Raw genomic sequence first — 18045 nt, forward strand, 5'->3', positions numbered from 1 at the left:
AACAGCAAATTTCAATATCTATCTTTATCTAAGCAAATTTTAGAAAGTTTTTTTGTCGATGTTAATGTTAATTATCAGTAGTCGGAGATAAAATCTTGAGAAATGTCAATTATCACTATTCTTAACGACCCTCAATAAATTAGAATCAGATCATAAATGCGATCGCTTGCTCAATTCTCGATGATTAATCTGGAGGCTAAAATCAGCAACTGAGGCAATTAACCTTTTTCAAGCTACCGAGTTTAGGTGGTAGTCACTGATAACTGATAACTGGTAACTGGTAACTGAAATGACTCGCTTTATTTGGGATAAATTTAGCAAAGACTTCTTAGAAACCCTTCTTTCTCCCTACGGTACAGTAGTTGTCAGCAAAGAAGTCACCTCAGAAATTAAAGAAATTGATGTGTATTTTAATCCTAATATCTCTGAAATTCCCTCTCAGTTAGGACTATTAGGCAAATTATGCCAAAATCCCTGTTTATTGGAACCCTATCGCAATGGGATTACCCTTGATGGTATCAATGATTGTCTGTCCAAGCGCTTTGCTATCCGTGAAATCTTCCAGAGAGAAGCAAAGAGAAATAAACAGAGAATATCAGAGGGGGAGATACCTAAGTTATGGATTCTCACTCCCACAGCTAGTGAGCGCATTTTATCCCTGTTTACGGCTCAATTACAACCCAATTGGGGAGAAGGGGTTTATTTTCTCCCGGAGGGTTTCGGTACAGCGATTGTCGTCATTCATCAGTTACCCGCAATCCCAGAGACATTATGGTTAAGATTATTGGGTAGAGGAGGAACAAGAGAGAGAGCTATCGATGAATTAACCAGATTATCACCGAATAATCCCATAAAATCGGCTTCCTTAAACTTATTGTATAATTTGAGTAGAAATTTAGAAGCGTTATCGAAAAAAACACAGGAGGATAGGGAGTTTATTATGCGTTTAGCTCCACTTTACCAACAGGATAGGGAACGAGCGGTTCAAGAAGGGGTACAGCAGGAAGCATTAAAGTTGGTTATTAGACTTCTTCAGCGACGTTTCGGTGAAATACCCCAGAATCTAGAAGAAATCATCCGTAAACTTCCTGTGGAGCGGTTAGAAGACTTAGGACTCGCTTTATTAGACTTTAACACTTTGACGGATTTAGATAACTGGTTGCACCCGTGACTCGCTTTATTTGGGATAAATTTAGCAAAGACTTCCTAGAAACCCTTCTTTCTCCCTACGGTACAGTAGTTGTCAGCAAAGAAGTCACCTCAGAAATTAAAGAAATTGATGTGTATTTTAGTCCTAATATCTCTGAAATTCCCTCTCAGCTAGGATTATTAGGCAAATTATGCCAAAATCCCTGTTTATTGGAACCCTATCGCAATGGGATTACCCTTGATGGTATCAATGATTGTCTGTCCAAGCGCTTTGCTATCCGTGAAATCTTCCACAGAGAAGCAAAGAGAAATAAACAGAGAATATCAGAGGAGGAGATACCTAGGTTATGGATTCTCACTCCCACAGCTAGTGAGCGCATTTTATCCCTGTTTACGGCTCAATTACAACCCAATTGGGGAGAAGGGGTTTATTTTCTCCCGGAGGGTTTCGGTACAGCGATTGTCGTCATTCATCAGTTACCCGCAATCCCAGAGACATTATGGTTAAGATTATTGGGTAGAGGAGGAACAAGAGAGAGAGCTATCGATGAATTAACCAGATTATCACCGAATAATCCCCTAAAATCGGCTTCCTTAAACTTATTGTATAATTTGAGTAGAAATTTAGAAGCGTTATCGAAAAAAACACAGGAGGATAGGGAGTTTATTATGCGTTTAGCTCCACTTTACCAACAGGATAGGGAACGAGCGGTTCAGCAAGGTATTCAACAAGGTGTACAGCAGGGTCTTGAACAGGGTAGAATTCAAGAGGCCAATCTTGTTATTAGACTTCTTCAGCGACGTTTCGGTGAAATACCGCAAAATCTTGAGGAAACCATCCGTAACCTTCCTGTGGAGCAATTAGAAGACTTAGGACTCGCCTTATTAGACTTTAACACTTTGACGGATTTAGATAACTGGTTGCACCCGTGAACAATAGCGATCTCGCGTAGCGAGCGCGTTGCGAGCGCATTATCCATCCCTGATTATTCTATCGTCAAGGGGTCCACATCGATCGCCATACTTACCTTGGGTAAAACTAAGCTTTTTAGGGGAAGAAAAAGACGACCGATATCAGCCTTTTCTCCCGATAATTTTAACAGAATTTGCCAGCGATAACGGTTAGCCACGCGCATAATTGTTGCGGGTGCAGGTCCCAAAATATCCCAATCGGAACCGAAATTATTAACACATTCCTCTGCGACATTTTCAGCACTTTTCTGCACTGCTTCCCCATCTAAACCACTAAAGCGAATTAAGACTAAACTGCCGTAGGGAGGATAATTTAAACCCTCTCTCTGCATTAATTCCGTCTCGACAAAACCCTCATAATCGTGGGTTTGCACTGCTCTAATCACGGGATGTTCGGGGGTATAGGTTTGGATAATTACCTTTCCTTCTGTTTCTCCCCTTCCTGCTCTCCCTGCTACTTGGGTGAGGGTTTGAAAAGCGCGTTCGGAGGAGCGATAATCGGAGTGATAAAGTAAACCATCGGCTGCCATTACTCCTACTAGGGTAACTCGCTCTATATCTAATCCTTTGGTGAGCATTTGGGTTCCGACTAAGACATCGAATTCACCATCAGTAAATAGTTTTAATAGTTCCCGGGGAGCATTTTTGTTGCGGGTGGTATCACTATCAAAACGCAAGCAGCGCAAATCAGGAAATTCTTTGCTTAATTCTTGGGTGACTCGCTGAGTGCCAGTACCGAAAAATTTTAGATAGGGAGAACCGCATTCAGGACATTGTTTCGGATGGATGCGACCATAGTTGCAGTAGTGACAGCGGAGTAATTCTTGCGCTCCCGGTTCGGTGTGATGGTAGGAGAGAGAGACATCACAGTGGGGACACTCCAGCACATAACCGCAACTTCGACAAGATACAAAGGTACTATGTCCCCGGCGGCTGACGAATAAAATTGCCTGTTCTCCCTTGTCGCGCAGGGTTTCCAGAGATGAACGCAGGGATTGACTAAAGAGGGAACGATTGCCTCGCTGCAATTCCCGTCGCATATCGACGATTTCCACCCGCGGTAAGGGGCGATTTTGGATGCGATCGGGCAAAGATAGGTAAAGACGGGGATTAGCTTGGGATTCTAGCCATGTTTCTAGGGATGGCGTGGCCGAGCCTAAAATTACGCGACAATGGTTTAATTGAGATCGCCATTTAGCCACGGTACGCGCGTGATAGGTGGGAAGTAATTGACTTTGTTTAAAGCTGCTATCGTGTTCTTCATCGAGGATAATCATGCCTAGATGGGGTAAAGGAGCAAAAATCGCCGATCTCGTCCCGATAATAACTTGCGGGGTTCCTGTCAACATCTGTCGCCAGGTATCGTATCTTTCTCCTTCCGAGAGGGCGCTATGATAAACATAGACTCGATCGCCAAAACGGGCCACAAAGCGATCGGTTAGTTGCGGTGTTAATCCAATTTCGGGGACTAAAACCAAGGCAGATTTACCCGCTGCTAGGACAGGTGCGATCGCCTGTAGATAGACTTCTGTTTTACCCGATCCCGTCACTCCATGTAAGAGAGCGCTTTCACCACCTTTTAGGGTTTGAATGGCTTCTAAAGCTTGTTTTTGACTAGAAGTGAGTGTTTTTGGTTGATCCCTGCTCATAATCGCCGAGGATAAGCGCAGAAATTCTCGATCCTCAATCACCACATAACCCTTGTCAATGAGCGGTTTAAAATGTTTTGTCCCCGCAAGTTTTACCAATTCTGGCAGCCACATTTCTCCTCCCTGGTGGCGTAAAATTTCGAGAATTTTGCGCTGATTTTCGGTTAAATCCCTAGGAAAGTCGGTTATTAGCAGGGTAATGGCTTTTTTTTGTTTAATATTGGTACTTTTGGGTGCTTCTAGATAACTTTCTACCCAACCGCGCTTAACTAAGTCTCGGATACCGTAATTGGCATTTTTTACTTTTTCTTGCAGGTATTTCGCCGAATAATCGCCTTCTTTTTGATTTTTGAGCAGGGATAAAATCTGACGGGAGAGGGGAGTACAAAAAACTTCGGCACCGGGGGGAATCGCTGCTGGTTTTAATCTGATGCGACGTTGGGAACTTCGCAGTAAACCCGTAGGTAAAGCGACGCGAACAACGGTGATTAAATCTGTTGCGTAGTATTGGGCGATTTTCGTCAATAACTGCCAATAATTATCGGGAAAAAACCCCTTAGCTATCACATCTTCCACGGGACGAATTTGATTTTCTTCCAGTCCTGCGGGCAAATTTTCGAGAAATCTAAGAGCAATTCCCCCAATTACCTGAGAACCGAAGGGAACGCTTAAAATATCGCCAATTTCTACCGTTAAATCCGGGGGAATACTATAGGTTAATATTTGCTGATCCTCTTGACTATCTCTAGGATAAGGCCGATCGACCAAAACTTCTAACCACGGTTGTCTAGTTGTGGTTAATTGGTAAGGTGTGCGAGGTTCCGCTACAGCTAGAGTAGCATGGCGATCGAGCATGGTTATCAGTTATCAGTTATCAGTTATCAGTTATCAGTGGCAAGTGGCAAGTGGGGAGAATGAGGTATTTAAATTATAGTTTAAAGCTTGAGGGCTCTCCCAGGTTTGGTGGGTAAAATGTATTCTAAGATACATTCCTCCTAGTGAGGGGGTGGAACGAACCACAAAGACACAAAGGACACAAAGATCGATCGATCCTATGTAAGTTAAACTTATCACACAGAACCTAGAAGAGCCGCTTGAGGGGAATAAAAATAGCTAATTTTCTCTAAAAACAGTTTAAATATTGCTTTTTTGTCCACAAATTCAGTTATCAGTGGCAAGTGGCAAGTGGGGCGAATGGGGTATTTAAATTATAGTTTAAAGCTTGAGGGGAATAAAAATAGCTAATTTTCTCTAAAAACAGTTTAAATATTGCTTTTTTGTCCACAAATTTTGATTTTTAGCTAGTGAAGTCTCCCCAAAATAATTTTTGGCCACCCTTAAGCATTGATAAAGTTAATGATAATCATTGACTATTAGCTATTGAATTAAAGCATAGTTAGTCAAAACTTGAGAATAGTTCTCAATAAAAAAAGCAAAGAATAGTCATAAAAAGCTGACTGCTATCTTGATTGTTAAGAAGCGTGATCTTTACCTAGTCAAATACTAAAAACCTTAGTTAGAGTGTATAAGTGGAAACCCTGAAAGTCTCCCCTATTCACCAGAAAATCTGATTATCTGGTTGAGCGATTTGTAACAATCCACACAGAAGCGCCTAATTATATCCCAGAAATGGCCGCCATTAATTAAGAAAACGTTTAAAAAATCTGCTCCCCGAAAATTCAATGTAACAATCAGCCCATTGGGAGAAACTAAGTTTTTCCCCCCTATTATAACCCCACTCCATCCATAACTGCTTATGAAAATCTCTAAACTAGCCGCTGATGATAATTTTAATCAAATCATTGCCCTGGAGACAAATCCTTTAGAACTGGACAGCGTGGATTTTAATGAAAGAACTGACGAGGATATGACTGAATCTTTACCGGAAACCCTAAAAAACACTCGTGGGAGTAGTGGAACGGGATACGATAAAGGCAGCAATGAAGATACTGTTGGCGCATTTTTTAAAGAAATGGCTCGTTATCCCCTGCTTAGTGCGGAAGAAGAAATTGAATTAGCCTACTCGGTTAAGTTTCTCATGGAAGCGGAAGAAGTACGCCAAAAACTGCAAGAAAATTTACATCGTCCCCCGACGAAAACAGAATGGGCGATCGCTTTAGAATTAGATAATGAACGTCAACTGGAAAACCGTCTTTATCGCGGACGAACAGCTAAACGGAAGATGATTCGTTCTAATTTGCGCTTGGTGGTTTCTATCGCTAAACGCTATTTAAATCGCGGGGTTCCTTTCTTAGATTTAATTCAAGAAGGTGCGATCGGACTCAACCGTGCGGCCGAAAAATTCGATCCTAATAAAGGTTATAAATTCTCTACCTATGCTTATTGGTGGATTCGACAAGCAATCACCCGCACCATTGCTAACGATGCGCGAACAATTCGTTTACCGATTCACATTGTCGAAAAACTCAATAAACTCAAAAAAGCGCAGCGCATTCTCAAGCAAGATTTACAGCGCAATCCCAATGAACGGGAACTCGCGGAAGCGTTAGAAATAACTCCCGAACAATTGCGGCAATTATTACAATTGCGTCGTCAATCTCTCTCTTTAAATCATCGTGTAGGGAAGGGAGAAGATACGGAATTAGTGGATCTTTTGGAAGATGATGATCTACAACTTCCCGAAGATAAAATGAATGAGATGATGATGCGTCAAGAAATTTTCGCAGTTTTAAGTGATGTTCTCACCGAACGGGAAAAAGATGTTATCTCCCTCCGTTATGGTTTAGCTACCAGTCAACCCTATACCCTAGAGGAAGTGGGGGGAATGTTCAATTTATCTCGCGAACGAGTACGTCAAATTCAAACTAAAGCGATGCGAAAATTACGTCGTCCTCAAGTCGCACGTCGTCTGAAAGGATGGTTACATTAATAACTTTTTCTAACTCGTTCTCTTCTCTCTCCTTTTTCTTGGAGAGCTTTTTTTGTCGATATTTAGCTTAAAATTAAGATCAAGCTGATTTTCTCAGTAGATAGTCATAATACCTATGAACCGACATCTCCAACAGAAAGTGAAAACGGGAAAATATCAATCTCCAGAAAATCATCCTCTCATGGATGGAGAAACTTTTGTCACTGAAATTGTCGATCATAAATATACTAGCTAGTTAAAAGCTGAATATAATAGGCAATTTTTCAGCTATTTTTTCTAGTTCTCAATAAAATCAAACTAATTCAATATGTCTAAAAACTCTTGGTTAATTCCCGATAATATTTATTTTCTCAACCATGGTTCCTATGGTGCAACCCCTAGAATAGTCTTGGATTATCAGCAACAATTGCGGGAACGAATGGAAAGGCAACCCTTAGCATTTTTGGGGAGAGAATTAGAGGGTTTATTAGATATTTCTAGGCAAAAATTAGCGGATTTAGTGGGAGTAAATAGCGATGATTTAGTCTTTGTTCCCAATGCAACCACAGCAGTGAATGCGGTGTTAAATTCCTTAACTTTTCAGGAAAATGAGGAAATTCTGATCACCGATCAGACCTATAATGCTTGTGCTAATGCAGTTAAACATATAGCTAAAAGATGGGGTTTAAAGGTAATTATCGCTAAAATTCCCTTTCCTGTACAGTCTCCTTTAGAAATTAGTCAAGCAATTTTAGCATCTGTTTCTCCTCGGACAAAATTAGTAGTTTTAGATCATGTCACCAGTCCCACGGCCTTAATTTGGCCAATCGCAGAAATTGTGCAAGAATTAAATAATCGGGGTATTGATACTCTCATCGATGGCGCTCATGCTTTAGGTTTTTTACCCCTTAATATCGGGGCAATTAATCCCACCTATTATACTGCTAATTGTCATAAGTGGTTATGTAGTCCCAAGGGGGCTGCTTTTCTCTATGTGCGCGGGGATAAACAGGCAATAATTCGACCTTTAACTATTAGCCATGGGGCTAATTCTCCTCGACAAGATCGTTCCCGTTTTCAGTTAGAATTTGCTTGGATGGGAACCGATGATCCCAGCGCTTATTTATCAGTGCCAAAAGCGATCGAGTTTTTAAATTCTCTCTCTATTGATGGTTTACTGGGTCTGATGGCGAGGAATCATAATTTGGTTTTAAAAGCCAGAAATTTGCTTTGTCATGCCTTGCAGGTCAATTATCCCTGTCCAGAATCAATGATCGGATCGATGTCCTCAATTCTAATTCCTAGTTATGCTTGGATAGCAGAAGATTTATCCAGACAACTGTGGGAAAAATATCAGATTGAAGTGCCGATAATTCCCTGGGGAGAAGCATCATTAATTGTGAGGATTTCTGCTCACTACTATAATTCGATCGAGCAGTATGAATATTTAGCCGGGGTTTTAAATTACTTGCTATTGGAGTCAAGATAAGCTGGGAGAGAGGAGCATCGGAGCAGGGGAAAAAAATCCATAACTGAGTTTTTAAAGTTGAATTGGGAGTTAATAACGGACTTGCTATGAGAACCGATAATTGGGCTAAAATGCCTCTTGGAGCATGGTTTCCTTGAGCATTTCTAAACCTTTTTTCACCCGACGGGAGACGGTAACAATACTAATGCCTAATTGTTCGGCGGTTTCCCGTTGAGTAAGATCTTTAAGGAAGACAAATTCGAGAATATAACGGGTTTTCTCTTCTAATTGAGCCAGTGCCTGTTGTAAACGAATGCGATCCTCTTGACAAAGTTGAAAGCTGCGATAACCGGGATCGGGAACGATGTCTTTTAAACAGGTGTTATTATCTTCATCGTTATTAACCGTCGCATCGAGACTAAGAGGTTCACGGTTTTGGAAAGCCAGTTTTACCTCTTGCCATTCTTCGATCGAAATATTTAAAGCGAGGGAGATTTCCGTATCATTGGGTTGACGATTGTGGATAGTTTGGAAATCGCGACGCATATTTGTCGCTTGTCTGCCTAAATCTAACCAACGACGAGGAATGCGAACTGTGTAACCTTTATCGCGCAGATAGTGTTGAATCTCGCCACGAATATAGGGAATAGCGAAGGAACTAAAAGCATGACCTTTGCTGCTGTCAAAACGTTTGATCGCCCGAATTAGTCCCATACAGCCAACCTGCACTAAATCTTCGTAATTTTCATGGCATTGATTGACCCAATGATGAGCTTCCCTTCTGACTAATCCTAGGTTTAACCGGATAATTTGATCCCGAAACTTATTATCCCCTGTTTTTTGGTATTTTTGAAACAGGGTAAGAGTTTCTAGTTTAAGATTTTCTTTATTTAGGCCAGACATAGGACGTTAACAGACTTAAAAAATCATTGACTATAAAAGCTCACTATTGCATAGCTCTGACAAATCCCAATACAGTCTAGATTGGAAGCGGCAAGCAATGGCAACAATGTAACTTACTACAATCTTGATCGTACGGTCTTTACATAAAGGCTTGTGTGATTTCAAGCAGTCAAGGCAGTATTTAAAGACACAAGTGAGCTAAAACGCTGGTAATTAGGGTTGGCTGAAAAAGTTGTTCCTAGAGGCAGGGTGTGGGGTGTGGGGAAGTGGGGAAGTGGGGAAGTGGGGTGTGAATTTGGCTCTACCGAACCTGTTATGTAAAACTATCAACAACTTATGATTGTAAAGCTTGTACACTAAGGCTTTGAGTTTTTGTTAAATTGATATTTATCAACTTTAGAGCATTGCTGTGCAGAGAGTGAGCTTGAGGAATTTTCTACAGTGTAAGTTCGGAAGAACCGTGAATTTTACCCCCGAAAAGTCTTAATCCAACAAGGTTTTTAGATTTATTCAGCCAACCCTATCTAGAAAACTAGAACTCGAACAAAGGTAAACTCCGATCCTTATTTTTCGGCAATTTCGCCAGTAAACCTAAATGTTCGTAGGCAGCCGCTGTCACTACGCGGCCCCGGGGAGTCCGATGAAGATAACCTATTTGTAATAAATAAGGCTCATACACCTCCTCAATCGTCTTGGCATCTTCTCCCGTGGCTGCCGCTACCGCTTCCAATCCCACGGGTTTGCCTTGAAACTGTTCGATCATCGTCTTTAATACTAATCGATCGGTCCAATCTAAACCCATAGAATCCACATTTAATTGATTTAATCCCTCAGCGGCTAACTGGGGGGTGATAATAGTTTCTCCCTTCACCTGCACATAGTCGCGCACCCGTTTTAATAAACGATTGGCAATGCGTGGAGTTCCCCGACTGCGACGGGAAATTTCGATCGCACCTGCTTCAGTCATGGGAATATTAAAAATAGTGGCACTTCTGAGCATAATTGCTGTCAATTCCTCGACCGTATAGAAACGCAGACGTTGAATCATGCCAAAACGATCGCGTAAAGGCGCAGTTAAAGAGCCAACTTTGGTAGTAGCACCGATTAAAGTAAAGGGAGGCAGGGAAATACTGCGAATTTTCGCTGCTTGACCCTTACCAATCGTCACATCTAGGCGATAATCCTCCATAGCTGGGTATAATAACTCCTCCGTCACCCGATTCAGTCGATGAATTTCGTCGATAAAAAGAATATCCCGGGGTTGAAGATTGATCAGGATGCCGGTAATGTCCCGGGGACGCTCTAAAGCGGGGGCGGCAGTAATGCGGCAATTTACTCCCATCTCAGCCGCTAAAATTAAAGCCATGGTGGTTTTGCCTAACCCCGGCGGTCCGTAGAAGAGCAAATGATCGATCGCTTCTTGTCTAGCTTTGGCCGCGGCGATGGTGACTTTTAGATTAGCCTTTAAGTCCTGTTGACCGATATAATCCTCTAGGGATTGTGGACGAATCTGCGCTTCTGCTTTTTCCGTTTCTTCTATAGTGGGATTGGGAGTGAGCAGATTTTCCTCGGCTGCCGGGGGGGAATTGTGCGATCGTTTGATGGCCATTGTTACAATCAAGAGTCTAGGATATGTTAGCGAAGCGGATTTTGCCTTGTTTGGATGTCAATAAAGGTCGGGTAGTTAAAGGGGTTAATTTTGTCAATCTTCAGGATGCTGGCGACCCCGTGGAGTTAGCTCGCTTGTATAATCAGGCAGGGGCTGATGAGTTGGTTTTTCTTGATATTACTGCTACCCATGAAGATCGCGACACGATTATTGATGTAGTCTATCGCACAGCGGAACAGGTTTTTATTCCTCTGACCGTGGGGGGTGGCATCCAATCCTTAGAAAATATTAAAAATTTGTTAAGAGCCGGGGCCGATAAAGTCAGCATTAACTCGGCTGCCGTGCGCGAGCCGGAATTGCTCGATCGAGCCAGCGATCGCTTTGGTAAACAGTGTATTGTGGTGGCGATCGATGCTAGACGACGCAAGGATGTGCATAACCCCGGTTGGGAGGTTTATGTTCGGGGTGGACGGGAAAATACGGGTATTGATGCTTTATTATGGGCCAAAGAAGTGGAAAAACGCGGGGCGGGTGAGTTGTTAGTTACCAGTATGGATGCTGACGGCACGCAAGCGGGTTACGATCTGTCCTTGACAAAAGCGATCGCAGAAAGGGTGGAGATTCCTGTGATTGCCTCTGGAGGAGCGGGTAATTGTCAGCATATCTACGAAGCATTGACGGAAGGCCGAGCAGAAGCGGCTTTATTGGCTTCTTTGCTCCATTATGGTCAATTAACTATCGCTGAGGTCAAAAATTATCTGCAAAATCACCAAGTCCCCGTGCGTTAGCTAGGGAAAATGAGAGCAAGATTTACAGAACTTAATCTGGTGATTGAGTCGCTTTTTCGGGAAAAGGATTTTTTCAGGCTGCAAACCAAGAAGAGCAAAATTTAGACCTATTACTGAAAGCTAATGGCTGACGGCTGACAGCCGCGATCGAGCAACCAGCAAAAAATCCCTATTTTTAACTTCCCTCCGATCATCCCTCCAGAAAATTATGTATTAGAATAGAGGAAAGTTAACAAAATTTAAAATATGTTAGTTCCGATTCTCATCTTTGACCTCGGTCTTGTGGCTTGGTCATTGCATCTGATGCAGCAAGCGTTCGACAGGCAAGAGTTTTCCTTGATCCTGGCGGGAACCTTGGTGGCAGCAGCGGCAGCGGCTATGTTAGTAGTTTATTTCCTCATGGGCCACTGTTTAACCTATTTAACCCAAATTTCGGCTCCTGTCTAAATGGGGGCGATTGTTTTACCATTGTCGATGAGCGATCGCATTGTGAGGGACAAATTTTTTTCTCGTCACCCCTTGACAAAGTAATTCTATTTAAGCTATATTCAAAAATGGTCTTCGCGGGGTTATAGCTCAGTTGGTAGAGCACCTCAATGGCATTGAGGGGGTCAGCGGTTCGAATCCGCTTAGCTCCATACAGTTAAGATAAGAGTTTCAGGGTTACTGGAGCTAGAAAAGTGGCGAGGAGATGGTAGATTGAAAGAGGATTTCTGGTTGGAAAAGTCTCTTTTTACCTCGATACTCTCTCAGGACAAAATTAATGATAGAGCTTTTTAAGCAACTACCTCGTTGGTTGCGGCTAAGTCTGGTTTTTCCGCTTTTATTTCTCAATGGTTGGTTATTATTCCAATTATTTAGCTATCTAGAACCCTTAGTCAGTATTTTTGTCACTGCTAGTTTACTAGCTTTTGTCTTAGATGTTCCCATCAAACTACTGCAAAGACGCGGGGTTAATCGCAGTGGTTCGATCGCTATTGTCTTTTTAATTGCCCTATTAATTTTGAGCGTTTTAGGTTTAATTTTAATTCCCCAGATTGTCGAACAATTAAGCAGTTTAATCAATAGTTTGCCCCAGTGGATCGAGTCGGGAACCGAACAGATACAAAATTTAGAAAAGTGGGATAAAACTCAGAAATATGCGATTTATATCGAGCAATCAATCACCCAGTTATCGGAACGACTAACCAATGTTTTACAAACTCTTAGCACTCAATTACTAAGCTTTGTGCTGGGAACTATCAACAGTATCCTAAACATTCTCTTTGTTCTGGTTCTAACTGTCTTTCTGGTTCTCTATGGCGAACAAATTTGGGAGGGAATTTTAAGCTGGATTCCTGCTCCCTGGAATCTCAAATTAAGAACTATTATTCGTCAAACTTTTGAAACCTATTTTGCTGGTCAAACCATTTTAGCGGGAATTCTCAGCCTGGCTCAAATTTTTGTTTTTGTCATTCTCAAGGTCGATTATGCCCTATTATTCGGGGTGGCGATCGGTCTAACTACATTAATTCCTTTTGCCAGTGCCTTTACCATTATTGGCATTAGTACCCTACTAATGTTTCAAGATTTTTGGTTAGGGTTAAAAGTTTTGACCCTGACTATTATTGTCGGTCAAATTAATGATAATGTCATCGCCCCTCGGCTAATGGGAGGTATGATAGGACTTAATCCCGTCTGGATTATTCTATCTCTTTTTATCGGTGGCAAAGTGGCAGGAATTCTCGGTTTATTGATAGCAGTTCCCATCGCTAGTGTGCTGAAAAGTACCATCGATATCATCCGCTCACAGCAGCGGGAAAAAGAACCGGTAGTTATCCTAGAAGAAACGGTGAAAAATTCCTCGGAGGAGAGCAAATAATAATAAATCCTGTTTTTTCACTGAACAGTAAACAGTAATCAGTAATCATACTAAATCCGTTGAGTATAGGCTAGTTATGAGGAGAGGCACTCATGCAAAGGGGAGAATAAATAATCAGTTTTTAATAACCAGATTTAGTATCAGTGAATTGAAAACTCACATCTGGGCTCTCTTAGGTTTGGTGGGTAAAATGTATTCTAAGATACAGTCTTGCCGGCGAGGGAGTGGAAGGAACCACTCCAGACACAGAGGACACAAAAATTGATCGCTTCTATAGTAAGTTAAACTGGTCGCAACGCGCTCGCTACGCGAGATCACACAAAGAATAAGAGAGCCACACCTGATAACTGATAACTGATAACTGATAACCGTTATGAGCGGCTAATTTCTTCGAGAATAGCCATCGCTTCTGTCACCCTATCCCTAGGGATAAATAAATGATCGTGATAATAACCAGAAATGACATTGACGCTAATTGCCGCTTCGGACAGTTTCTCACTAATCACCGCTAAAAATCCCACCGCCGCTAAACTAGAATGCACAGAAAGAGTAATTTGTCTATAAATATATTTGTACTGTAATCTCATGCAATCGGCTTGCTGACGGGGAATAATCACCGTTATTCCTTCCTCTTCCCGAAATTGGCAGATAGGGGTTAATTGTAGCTGTTCCAGTCCGGTTGCTGTGAGGGAAGAGAAAACGAATTCTTCAGTATTTAGGATTGGTTTCAGGGATTGGAGCAGAATATCAAGGTTAGTTTCGCCTTCCTCGGGTTTTTCTGGCGATTTTTTCGCCGCATCCATACACTGATTAGCGGCAGCGTCAGCCACACTATTTTTAGCTCGTTCAATCCAGCGCCAGCTAATGCGATCAAATTGGGTGACTAATTGACAAGCACGCTGATAAAAGGGACGTAAACTATCGCTTTTTACCTTCCAGTCTCCCTTAACTTGATTGATGACTAATTGACTGTCTCCCCGAATTTCTAGGCTTTTTAAGCCTAATTCTTGGGCTTTTTCCAATCCAATAATCAATCCTGTGTATTCAGCCTCGTTATTAGTGGCTATCTCCATATATCTACTCGTAGTCAAGGAATTACCCTCGGCTAAAACTATTACCGCTGCACCGGCTGCTCTCCCCGGATTGCCGCGAGAACCACCATCAAAATAGAGAACTGCTGAATTATCGGTTTTTTGAGCTTTTTTATCCATAATTTTCGTCAATAAATCTTGGTATCTCCATTTTTATCCCTTTGACAATTGTAGGCGGTAGCGATTCCGGGATCGGCAAAGCGGACAAGCAAAATTTTAGCCGATCGCCGCTACCGGATAACTTTTTTTCTGCAAGTTATTGATAATAATTTGCAGTTGTTGGTTATACTGAGAACATCAGCCTAGAGTTATATTGCTAATAGTTCTCAATTAAAAGCCCCATGAGTATAGACAAATGGCCATCGAAAGGTGAGAAAATCTTCAATCTTAGTGCTTGGGATCCCTGGCAGGTTTACCACCAGATGCAAGCCCTAAACATTGAATGTCAATGCTCGCTCCATCAGCTTTTGCCGGTTCGCATTGATGCCTCCGCTCAACTTTTATAGCTGTGGATTGTCCTGCGACAGGTGGAGGCCTCCCGAGGCTGTTTAATCCCTTGGCTGGAAACCTGTTGGCAAGCATAATCCTTGAGAAAAATTAGCAATCTAAGAGTAAAAAGTGAGAAAGTATGTCAAAATCTGCAACTACCATGATTCCCTTTCAAGTGGTCGGTCAATTCCTCGGTTTTGTCCTCAAGGACGGATATAAGGTAAAATACCTGAGAATCAGTGTTGATAAACGGGAATATTGGTTTAAGCCCGAAAAAACACTGCGAGACCACATACCTCTCAATATTGCTCTCCACTCATGGCTAAAAGTGACGGGAGAAAGTAGTCTTTGTTCAAAAAAGGGAAAATTAAAACTGAGGGTACTAGGGATTGAGCATTTATCCGGCGAAAAAACCCCAGAAGTCACCCCGGCAAAAGCGAAAAAAGCCACCGTTTTAATCTGTCAGAAGTCCGATTGTTGGAAAAATGGCGGTGCGAGAGTCTGCCAAAGGTTAGAGAGTAGTTTAGAGGAAAAAGGACTGGGAGAAGCGGTGAATATTAAATTAACCGGCTGTTTAAAACAGTGCAAAAAAGGCCCGAATCTGGTGGTTATGCCCGATAAAAAGCATTATAATCAGGTAGCTCCCCAAGATGTCCCCTCCCTAATCGAGCGGCATTTTGCCACTTCTGAGCAAGAGAATACTGTATCAGTTTAACTAGAAATTTAATCGGCGATCGCTGTTGACAAACGATCTTTTTTGTGTATCAAAGGGACGAAGTGCCTAAAATTGTAATAAATTAGGGGTAGAAAAAGTCAATTCTTGCCGCCGATAATTTATGACTGGTACCACTGCAACCTTGTTAATTTCTTGTCCCGACCAGATTGGTCTGGTGGCGAAAATCGCTAATTTTATCTACGCTAATGGCGGCAATATTATCCACGCCGACCAACACACGGATTTTTCGGCAGGATTGTTCCTGATGCGGATAGAATGGCAATTAGAGGGGTTTAATTTACCCCGTGGGATGATCGAACCAGCTTTCGCCGCTATTGCCAAACCTTTGCAGGCTAGTTGGTCTCTACATTTTTCCGATACTGTCCCGCGTCTAGCTATTTGGGTGACAAAACAGGATCATTGTCTCCTCGATTTATTATGGCGACAACAGGCGGGAGAAATTAGGGCAGAAATTCCTTTAATTATTAGCAATCATCGAGAATTACACTCAGTTGCCAATCAATTTGGTATTGATTTTTATCATCTTCCTATTACCGCCGAAACCAAGATTGAACAGGAAGCCAGACAATTAGAGTTACTGCGGGAATACCGGATAAATTTAGGGATTTTAGCTAAATATATGCAGGTTCTCACCCCAGATTTTATTAACTTTTTTCCCAATATTATCAACATTCATCATTCTTTTTTACCGGCTTTTGCGGGAGCTAATCCCTATCAACGGGCCTACGCTCGAGGGGTAAAAATTATTGGAGCCACGGCCCATTATATCACTGCCGATCTCGATCAGGGGCCAATTATCGAGCAGGATGTGGTCAGAGTTAGTCATCGCGATACCGTAGGAGATTTCATTCGTCAAGGTAAGGATTTAGAAAGGGTGGTGTTAGCGCGAGCGGTACGTTTACACTTGCAAAATCGCGTTTTAGTTTACGCTAATCGCACGGTAGTATTCGCTTAAGGTTGCTAGGGTAAGCTCATCTAAAATGGTATAAGATGTACTTGACAAAAAAGAGAGCATGGAAGGTTAAAAATTAGGAAGTATCGGCGCGATTGACTAAAATAACAATAGACTAGATCGGAAGGAAACAATTATTTATGGCAACCACATCCGAAGACGTATGGCGACTCTTAGCCGAATTAACTGCCGCTCAAAAAGAAACTGATAAACAACTCAAGGAAGTCAGTCAACAACAGAAGGAGACTGAACTACTATTGAAGGAAAACGCCCAACAACAGAAGGAAAACGCCCAACAACAGAAAGAAACTGACAAACAACTCAAAGAACTGGGCAAACAAATTGGGGGACTCGGTGCAAAATTCGGCAGCTTTACCGAAGGACTTGCCCTTCCTTCAATGGAAACGATTCTCGGACAACAATTTGGTATGGAGGTTATCAGTCCCAGTGTGCGAGTCAGTAAAGAAGGACAACACCTAGAAATTGATGTTCTTGCCTATACCAATGGTGAGCTAAATACTGCCTATATCGTTGAGGTTAAAAGTCATGTTAGACAGGAAGATATTACTCAATTAAAAAGTATTTTGCAACGGTTTCGCCGCTTTTTTCCTGAACACAAGGATAAAAAACTCTATGGCATATTAGCGGCGGTTGATTTATCCCCAGAATTACGCGAAAAAATTCTGCAAGAAGGGCTTTATGTGGCTCGGATTCATGACCAAGTATTTGAATTAGATATTCCCGATAATTTTCAGCCTCAAACCTATTAAAAATTTCGATGTGATCGCTATATCTTCCCCAAAGGCAGAAACACTCTCTTCTTCATGAATCGGCAAAATTTAGTAAAATAGTAATAGACCAAATCAGAGAGAAAAAATCATCATGGCAACTACATCCGAAGACGTATGGCGACTCTTAGCCGAATTAACTGCCGCTCAAAAAGAAACTGACCGACAACTCAAGGAAACTGACCGACAACTTAAGGAAGTTAGTCAACAACAGAAGGAAAACGCCCAACAACAGAAAGAAACTGACAAACAACTCAAAGAACTGGGCAAACAAATTGGGGGACTCGGTGCAAAATTCGGCAGCTTTACCGAAGGACTTGCCCTTCCTTCAATGGAAACGATTCTCGGACAACAATTTGGTATGGAGGTTATCAGTCCCAGTGTCCGAGTCAGTAAAGAAGGACAACACCTAGAAATTGATGTTCTTGCCTATAGCAATGGTGAGCTAAATATTGCCTATATCGTTGAGGTTAAAAGTCATGTTAGACAGGAAGATATTACTCAATTAAAAAGTATTTTGCAACGGTTTCGCAGCTTTTTTCCTGAACACAAGGATAAAAAACTCTATGGCATATTAGCAGCGGTTGATTTATCCCCGGAATTACGCGAAAAAATTTTGCAAGAAGGGCTTTATGTGGCTCGGATTCATGACCAAGTATTTGAATTAGATATTCCCGATAATTTTTCACCTCAAACCTATTAAATAACCCTGCTCTAGGAA

General features: G+C 41.9%; 17 protein-coding genes and 1 tRNA gene. 13 read left to right on the plus strand and 5 right to left on the minus strand.

Annotation, left to right across the window (positions count from 1 at the left end):
- The first annotated feature begins 289 nt into the window (after positions 1 to 289).
- Together ACQY1X_RS23585 and ACQY1X_RS23590 are read left to right on the plus strand one after the other, a co-directional pair.
- Complete coding sequence (locus ACQY1X_RS23585; RefSeq protein WP_430015218.1) at positions 290 to 1171, plus strand: DUF4351 domain-containing protein; 882 nt, start codon at positions 290 to 292, stop codon at positions 1169 to 1171.
- Positions 1168 to 2082 carry a DUF4351 domain-containing protein gene (locus tag ACQY1X_RS23590; RefSeq protein WP_430013674.1) on the plus strand — a complete coding sequence of 305 codons (915 nt, stop codon included), beginning with the start codon at positions 1168 to 1170 and terminating at the stop codon, positions 2080 to 2082. Before ACQY1X_RS23585 ends, ACQY1X_RS23590 begins: the two co-directional genes overlap by 4 nt.
- Positions 2083 to 2135: 53 nt before the next feature.
- Here the strand turns inward: ACQY1X_RS23590 and priA are convergent, their stop codons facing one another.
- Positions 2136 to 4625, minus strand: a complete 2490-nt coding sequence (gene priA, locus ACQY1X_RS23595; RefSeq protein ID WP_430013675.1) for a primosomal protein N' — start codon at positions 4623 to 4625, stop codon at positions 2136 to 2138.
- 33 nt (positions 4626 to 4658) lie between these two features.
- The gene (locus ACQY1X_RS23600) at positions 4659 to 4844 is read right to left on the minus strand and encodes a hypothetical protein (RefSeq protein ID WP_288124497.1); all 186 of its coding nucleotides are present in this window, start codon (positions 4842 to 4844) and stop codon (positions 4659 to 4661) included.
- Between the two features lie 682 nt (positions 4845 to 5526).
- On the opposite strand from ACQY1X_RS23600, the gene ACQY1X_RS23605 reads away from it, so the two are divergent.
- Positions 5527 to 6660: an RNA polymerase sigma factor, RpoD/SigA family gene (locus ACQY1X_RS23605; protein ID WP_002739077.1), complete on the plus strand. Its 1134-nt coding sequence runs from the start codon at positions 5527 to 5529 to the stop codon at positions 6658 to 6660.
- 307 nt (positions 6661 to 6967) lie between these two features.
- On the plus strand, positions 6968 to 8128 hold the full coding sequence (locus tag ACQY1X_RS23610; protein WP_430015219.1) for an aminotransferase class V-fold PLP-dependent enzyme: 1161 nt from the start codon (positions 6968 to 6970) through the stop codon (positions 8126 to 8128).
- Positions 8129 to 8233: 105 nt separating this feature from the next.
- Here the strand turns inward: ACQY1X_RS23610 and ACQY1X_RS23615 are convergent, their stop codons facing one another.
- Together ACQY1X_RS23615 and ruvB are read right to left on the minus strand one after the other, a co-directional pair.
- Positions 8234 to 9010 carry an RNA polymerase sigma factor SigF gene (locus ACQY1X_RS23615; RefSeq protein WP_002755365.1) on the minus strand — a complete coding sequence of 259 codons (777 nt, stop codon included), beginning with the start codon at positions 9008 to 9010 and terminating at the stop codon, positions 8234 to 8236.
- A 532-nt stretch (positions 9011 to 9542) separates the two neighbouring features.
- On the minus strand, positions 9543 to 10619 hold the full coding sequence (gene ruvB, locus ACQY1X_RS23620; RefSeq protein ID WP_002755367.1) for a Holliday junction branch migration DNA helicase RuvB: 1077 nt from the start codon (positions 10617 to 10619) through the stop codon (positions 9543 to 9545).
- A gap of 23 nt (positions 10620 to 10642) precedes the next feature.
- Between ruvB and hisF the strand changes: the two genes are divergently transcribed.
- The 4 genes from hisF (at position 10643) to ACQY1X_RS23640 (ending at position 13268) form a co-directional block, all read left to right on the plus strand.
- Positions 10643 to 11407 (plus strand): imidazole glycerol phosphate synthase subunit HisF, encoded by a 765-nt coding sequence (hisF, locus tag ACQY1X_RS23625; RefSeq protein ID WP_002738370.1) that lies wholly within the window; start codon positions 10643 to 10645, stop codon positions 11405 to 11407.
- Positions 11408 to 11653: 246 nt separating this feature from the next.
- On the plus strand, positions 11654 to 11854 hold the full coding sequence (locus ACQY1X_RS23630; RefSeq protein WP_002739008.1) for a hypothetical protein: 201 nt from the start codon (positions 11654 to 11656) through the stop codon (positions 11852 to 11854).
- Positions 11855 to 11972: 118 nt separating this feature from the next.
- Positions 11973 to 12045, plus strand: a tRNA-Ala gene (locus ACQY1X_RS23635).
- A 125-nt stretch (positions 12046 to 12170) separates the two neighbouring features.
- A complete protein-coding gene (locus ACQY1X_RS23640; RefSeq protein ID WP_002778288.1) occupies positions 12171 to 13268 on the plus strand; it encodes an AI-2E family transporter in 1098 nt (365 codons plus the stop codon).
- Positions 13269 to 13639: 371 nt separating this feature from the next.
- On the opposite strand, the gene ACQY1X_RS23645 is transcribed toward ACQY1X_RS23640, so the two are convergent.
- On the minus strand, positions 13640 to 14479 hold the full coding sequence (locus ACQY1X_RS23645; protein ID WP_430015220.1) for an ACT domain-containing protein: 840 nt from the start codon (positions 14477 to 14479) through the stop codon (positions 13640 to 13642).
- Positions 14480 to 14700: 221 nt separating this feature from the next.
- Here ACQY1X_RS23645 and ACQY1X_RS23650 point away from each other — a divergent pair, with 221 nt between their 5' ends.
- From ACQY1X_RS23650 to ACQY1X_RS23670, 5 genes are all read left to right on the plus strand, one after another.
- Positions 14701 to 14865, plus strand: coding sequence for an Asr1405/Asl0597 family protein (locus ACQY1X_RS23650; RefSeq protein WP_002738845.1), 165 nt, complete (start codon positions 14701 to 14703; stop codon positions 14863 to 14865).
- Positions 14866 to 14987: 122 nt separating this feature from the next.
- Positions 14988 to 15563, plus strand: coding sequence for a (2Fe-2S) ferredoxin domain-containing protein (locus ACQY1X_RS23655; RefSeq protein ID WP_002738718.1), 576 nt, complete (start codon positions 14988 to 14990; stop codon positions 15561 to 15563).
- A 121-nt stretch (positions 15564 to 15684) separates the two neighbouring features.
- The gene (gene purU, locus ACQY1X_RS23660) at positions 15685 to 16539 is read left to right on the plus strand and encodes a formyltetrahydrofolate deformylase (protein ID WP_002739233.1); all 855 of its coding nucleotides are present in this window, start codon (positions 15685 to 15687) and stop codon (positions 16537 to 16539) included.
- 137 nt (positions 16540 to 16676) lie between these two features.
- Positions 16677 to 17306, plus strand: coding sequence for a DUF3782 domain-containing protein (locus tag ACQY1X_RS23665; protein WP_002739097.1), 630 nt, complete (start codon positions 16677 to 16679; stop codon positions 17304 to 17306).
- A gap of 112 nt (positions 17307 to 17418) precedes the next feature.
- On the plus strand, positions 17419 to 18027 hold the full coding sequence (locus tag ACQY1X_RS23670; RefSeq protein WP_002738637.1) for a DUF3782 domain-containing protein: 609 nt from the start codon (positions 17419 to 17421) through the stop codon (positions 18025 to 18027).
- The last annotated feature ends 18 nt before the right edge of the window (positions 18028 to 18045 follow it).

It is taken from the genome of Microcystis protocystis FBCC-A270 (assembly GCF_050500235.1).
Lineage (GTDB): Bacteria > Cyanobacteriota > Cyanobacteriia > Cyanobacteriales > Microcystaceae > Microcystis > Microcystis ichthyoblabe_A.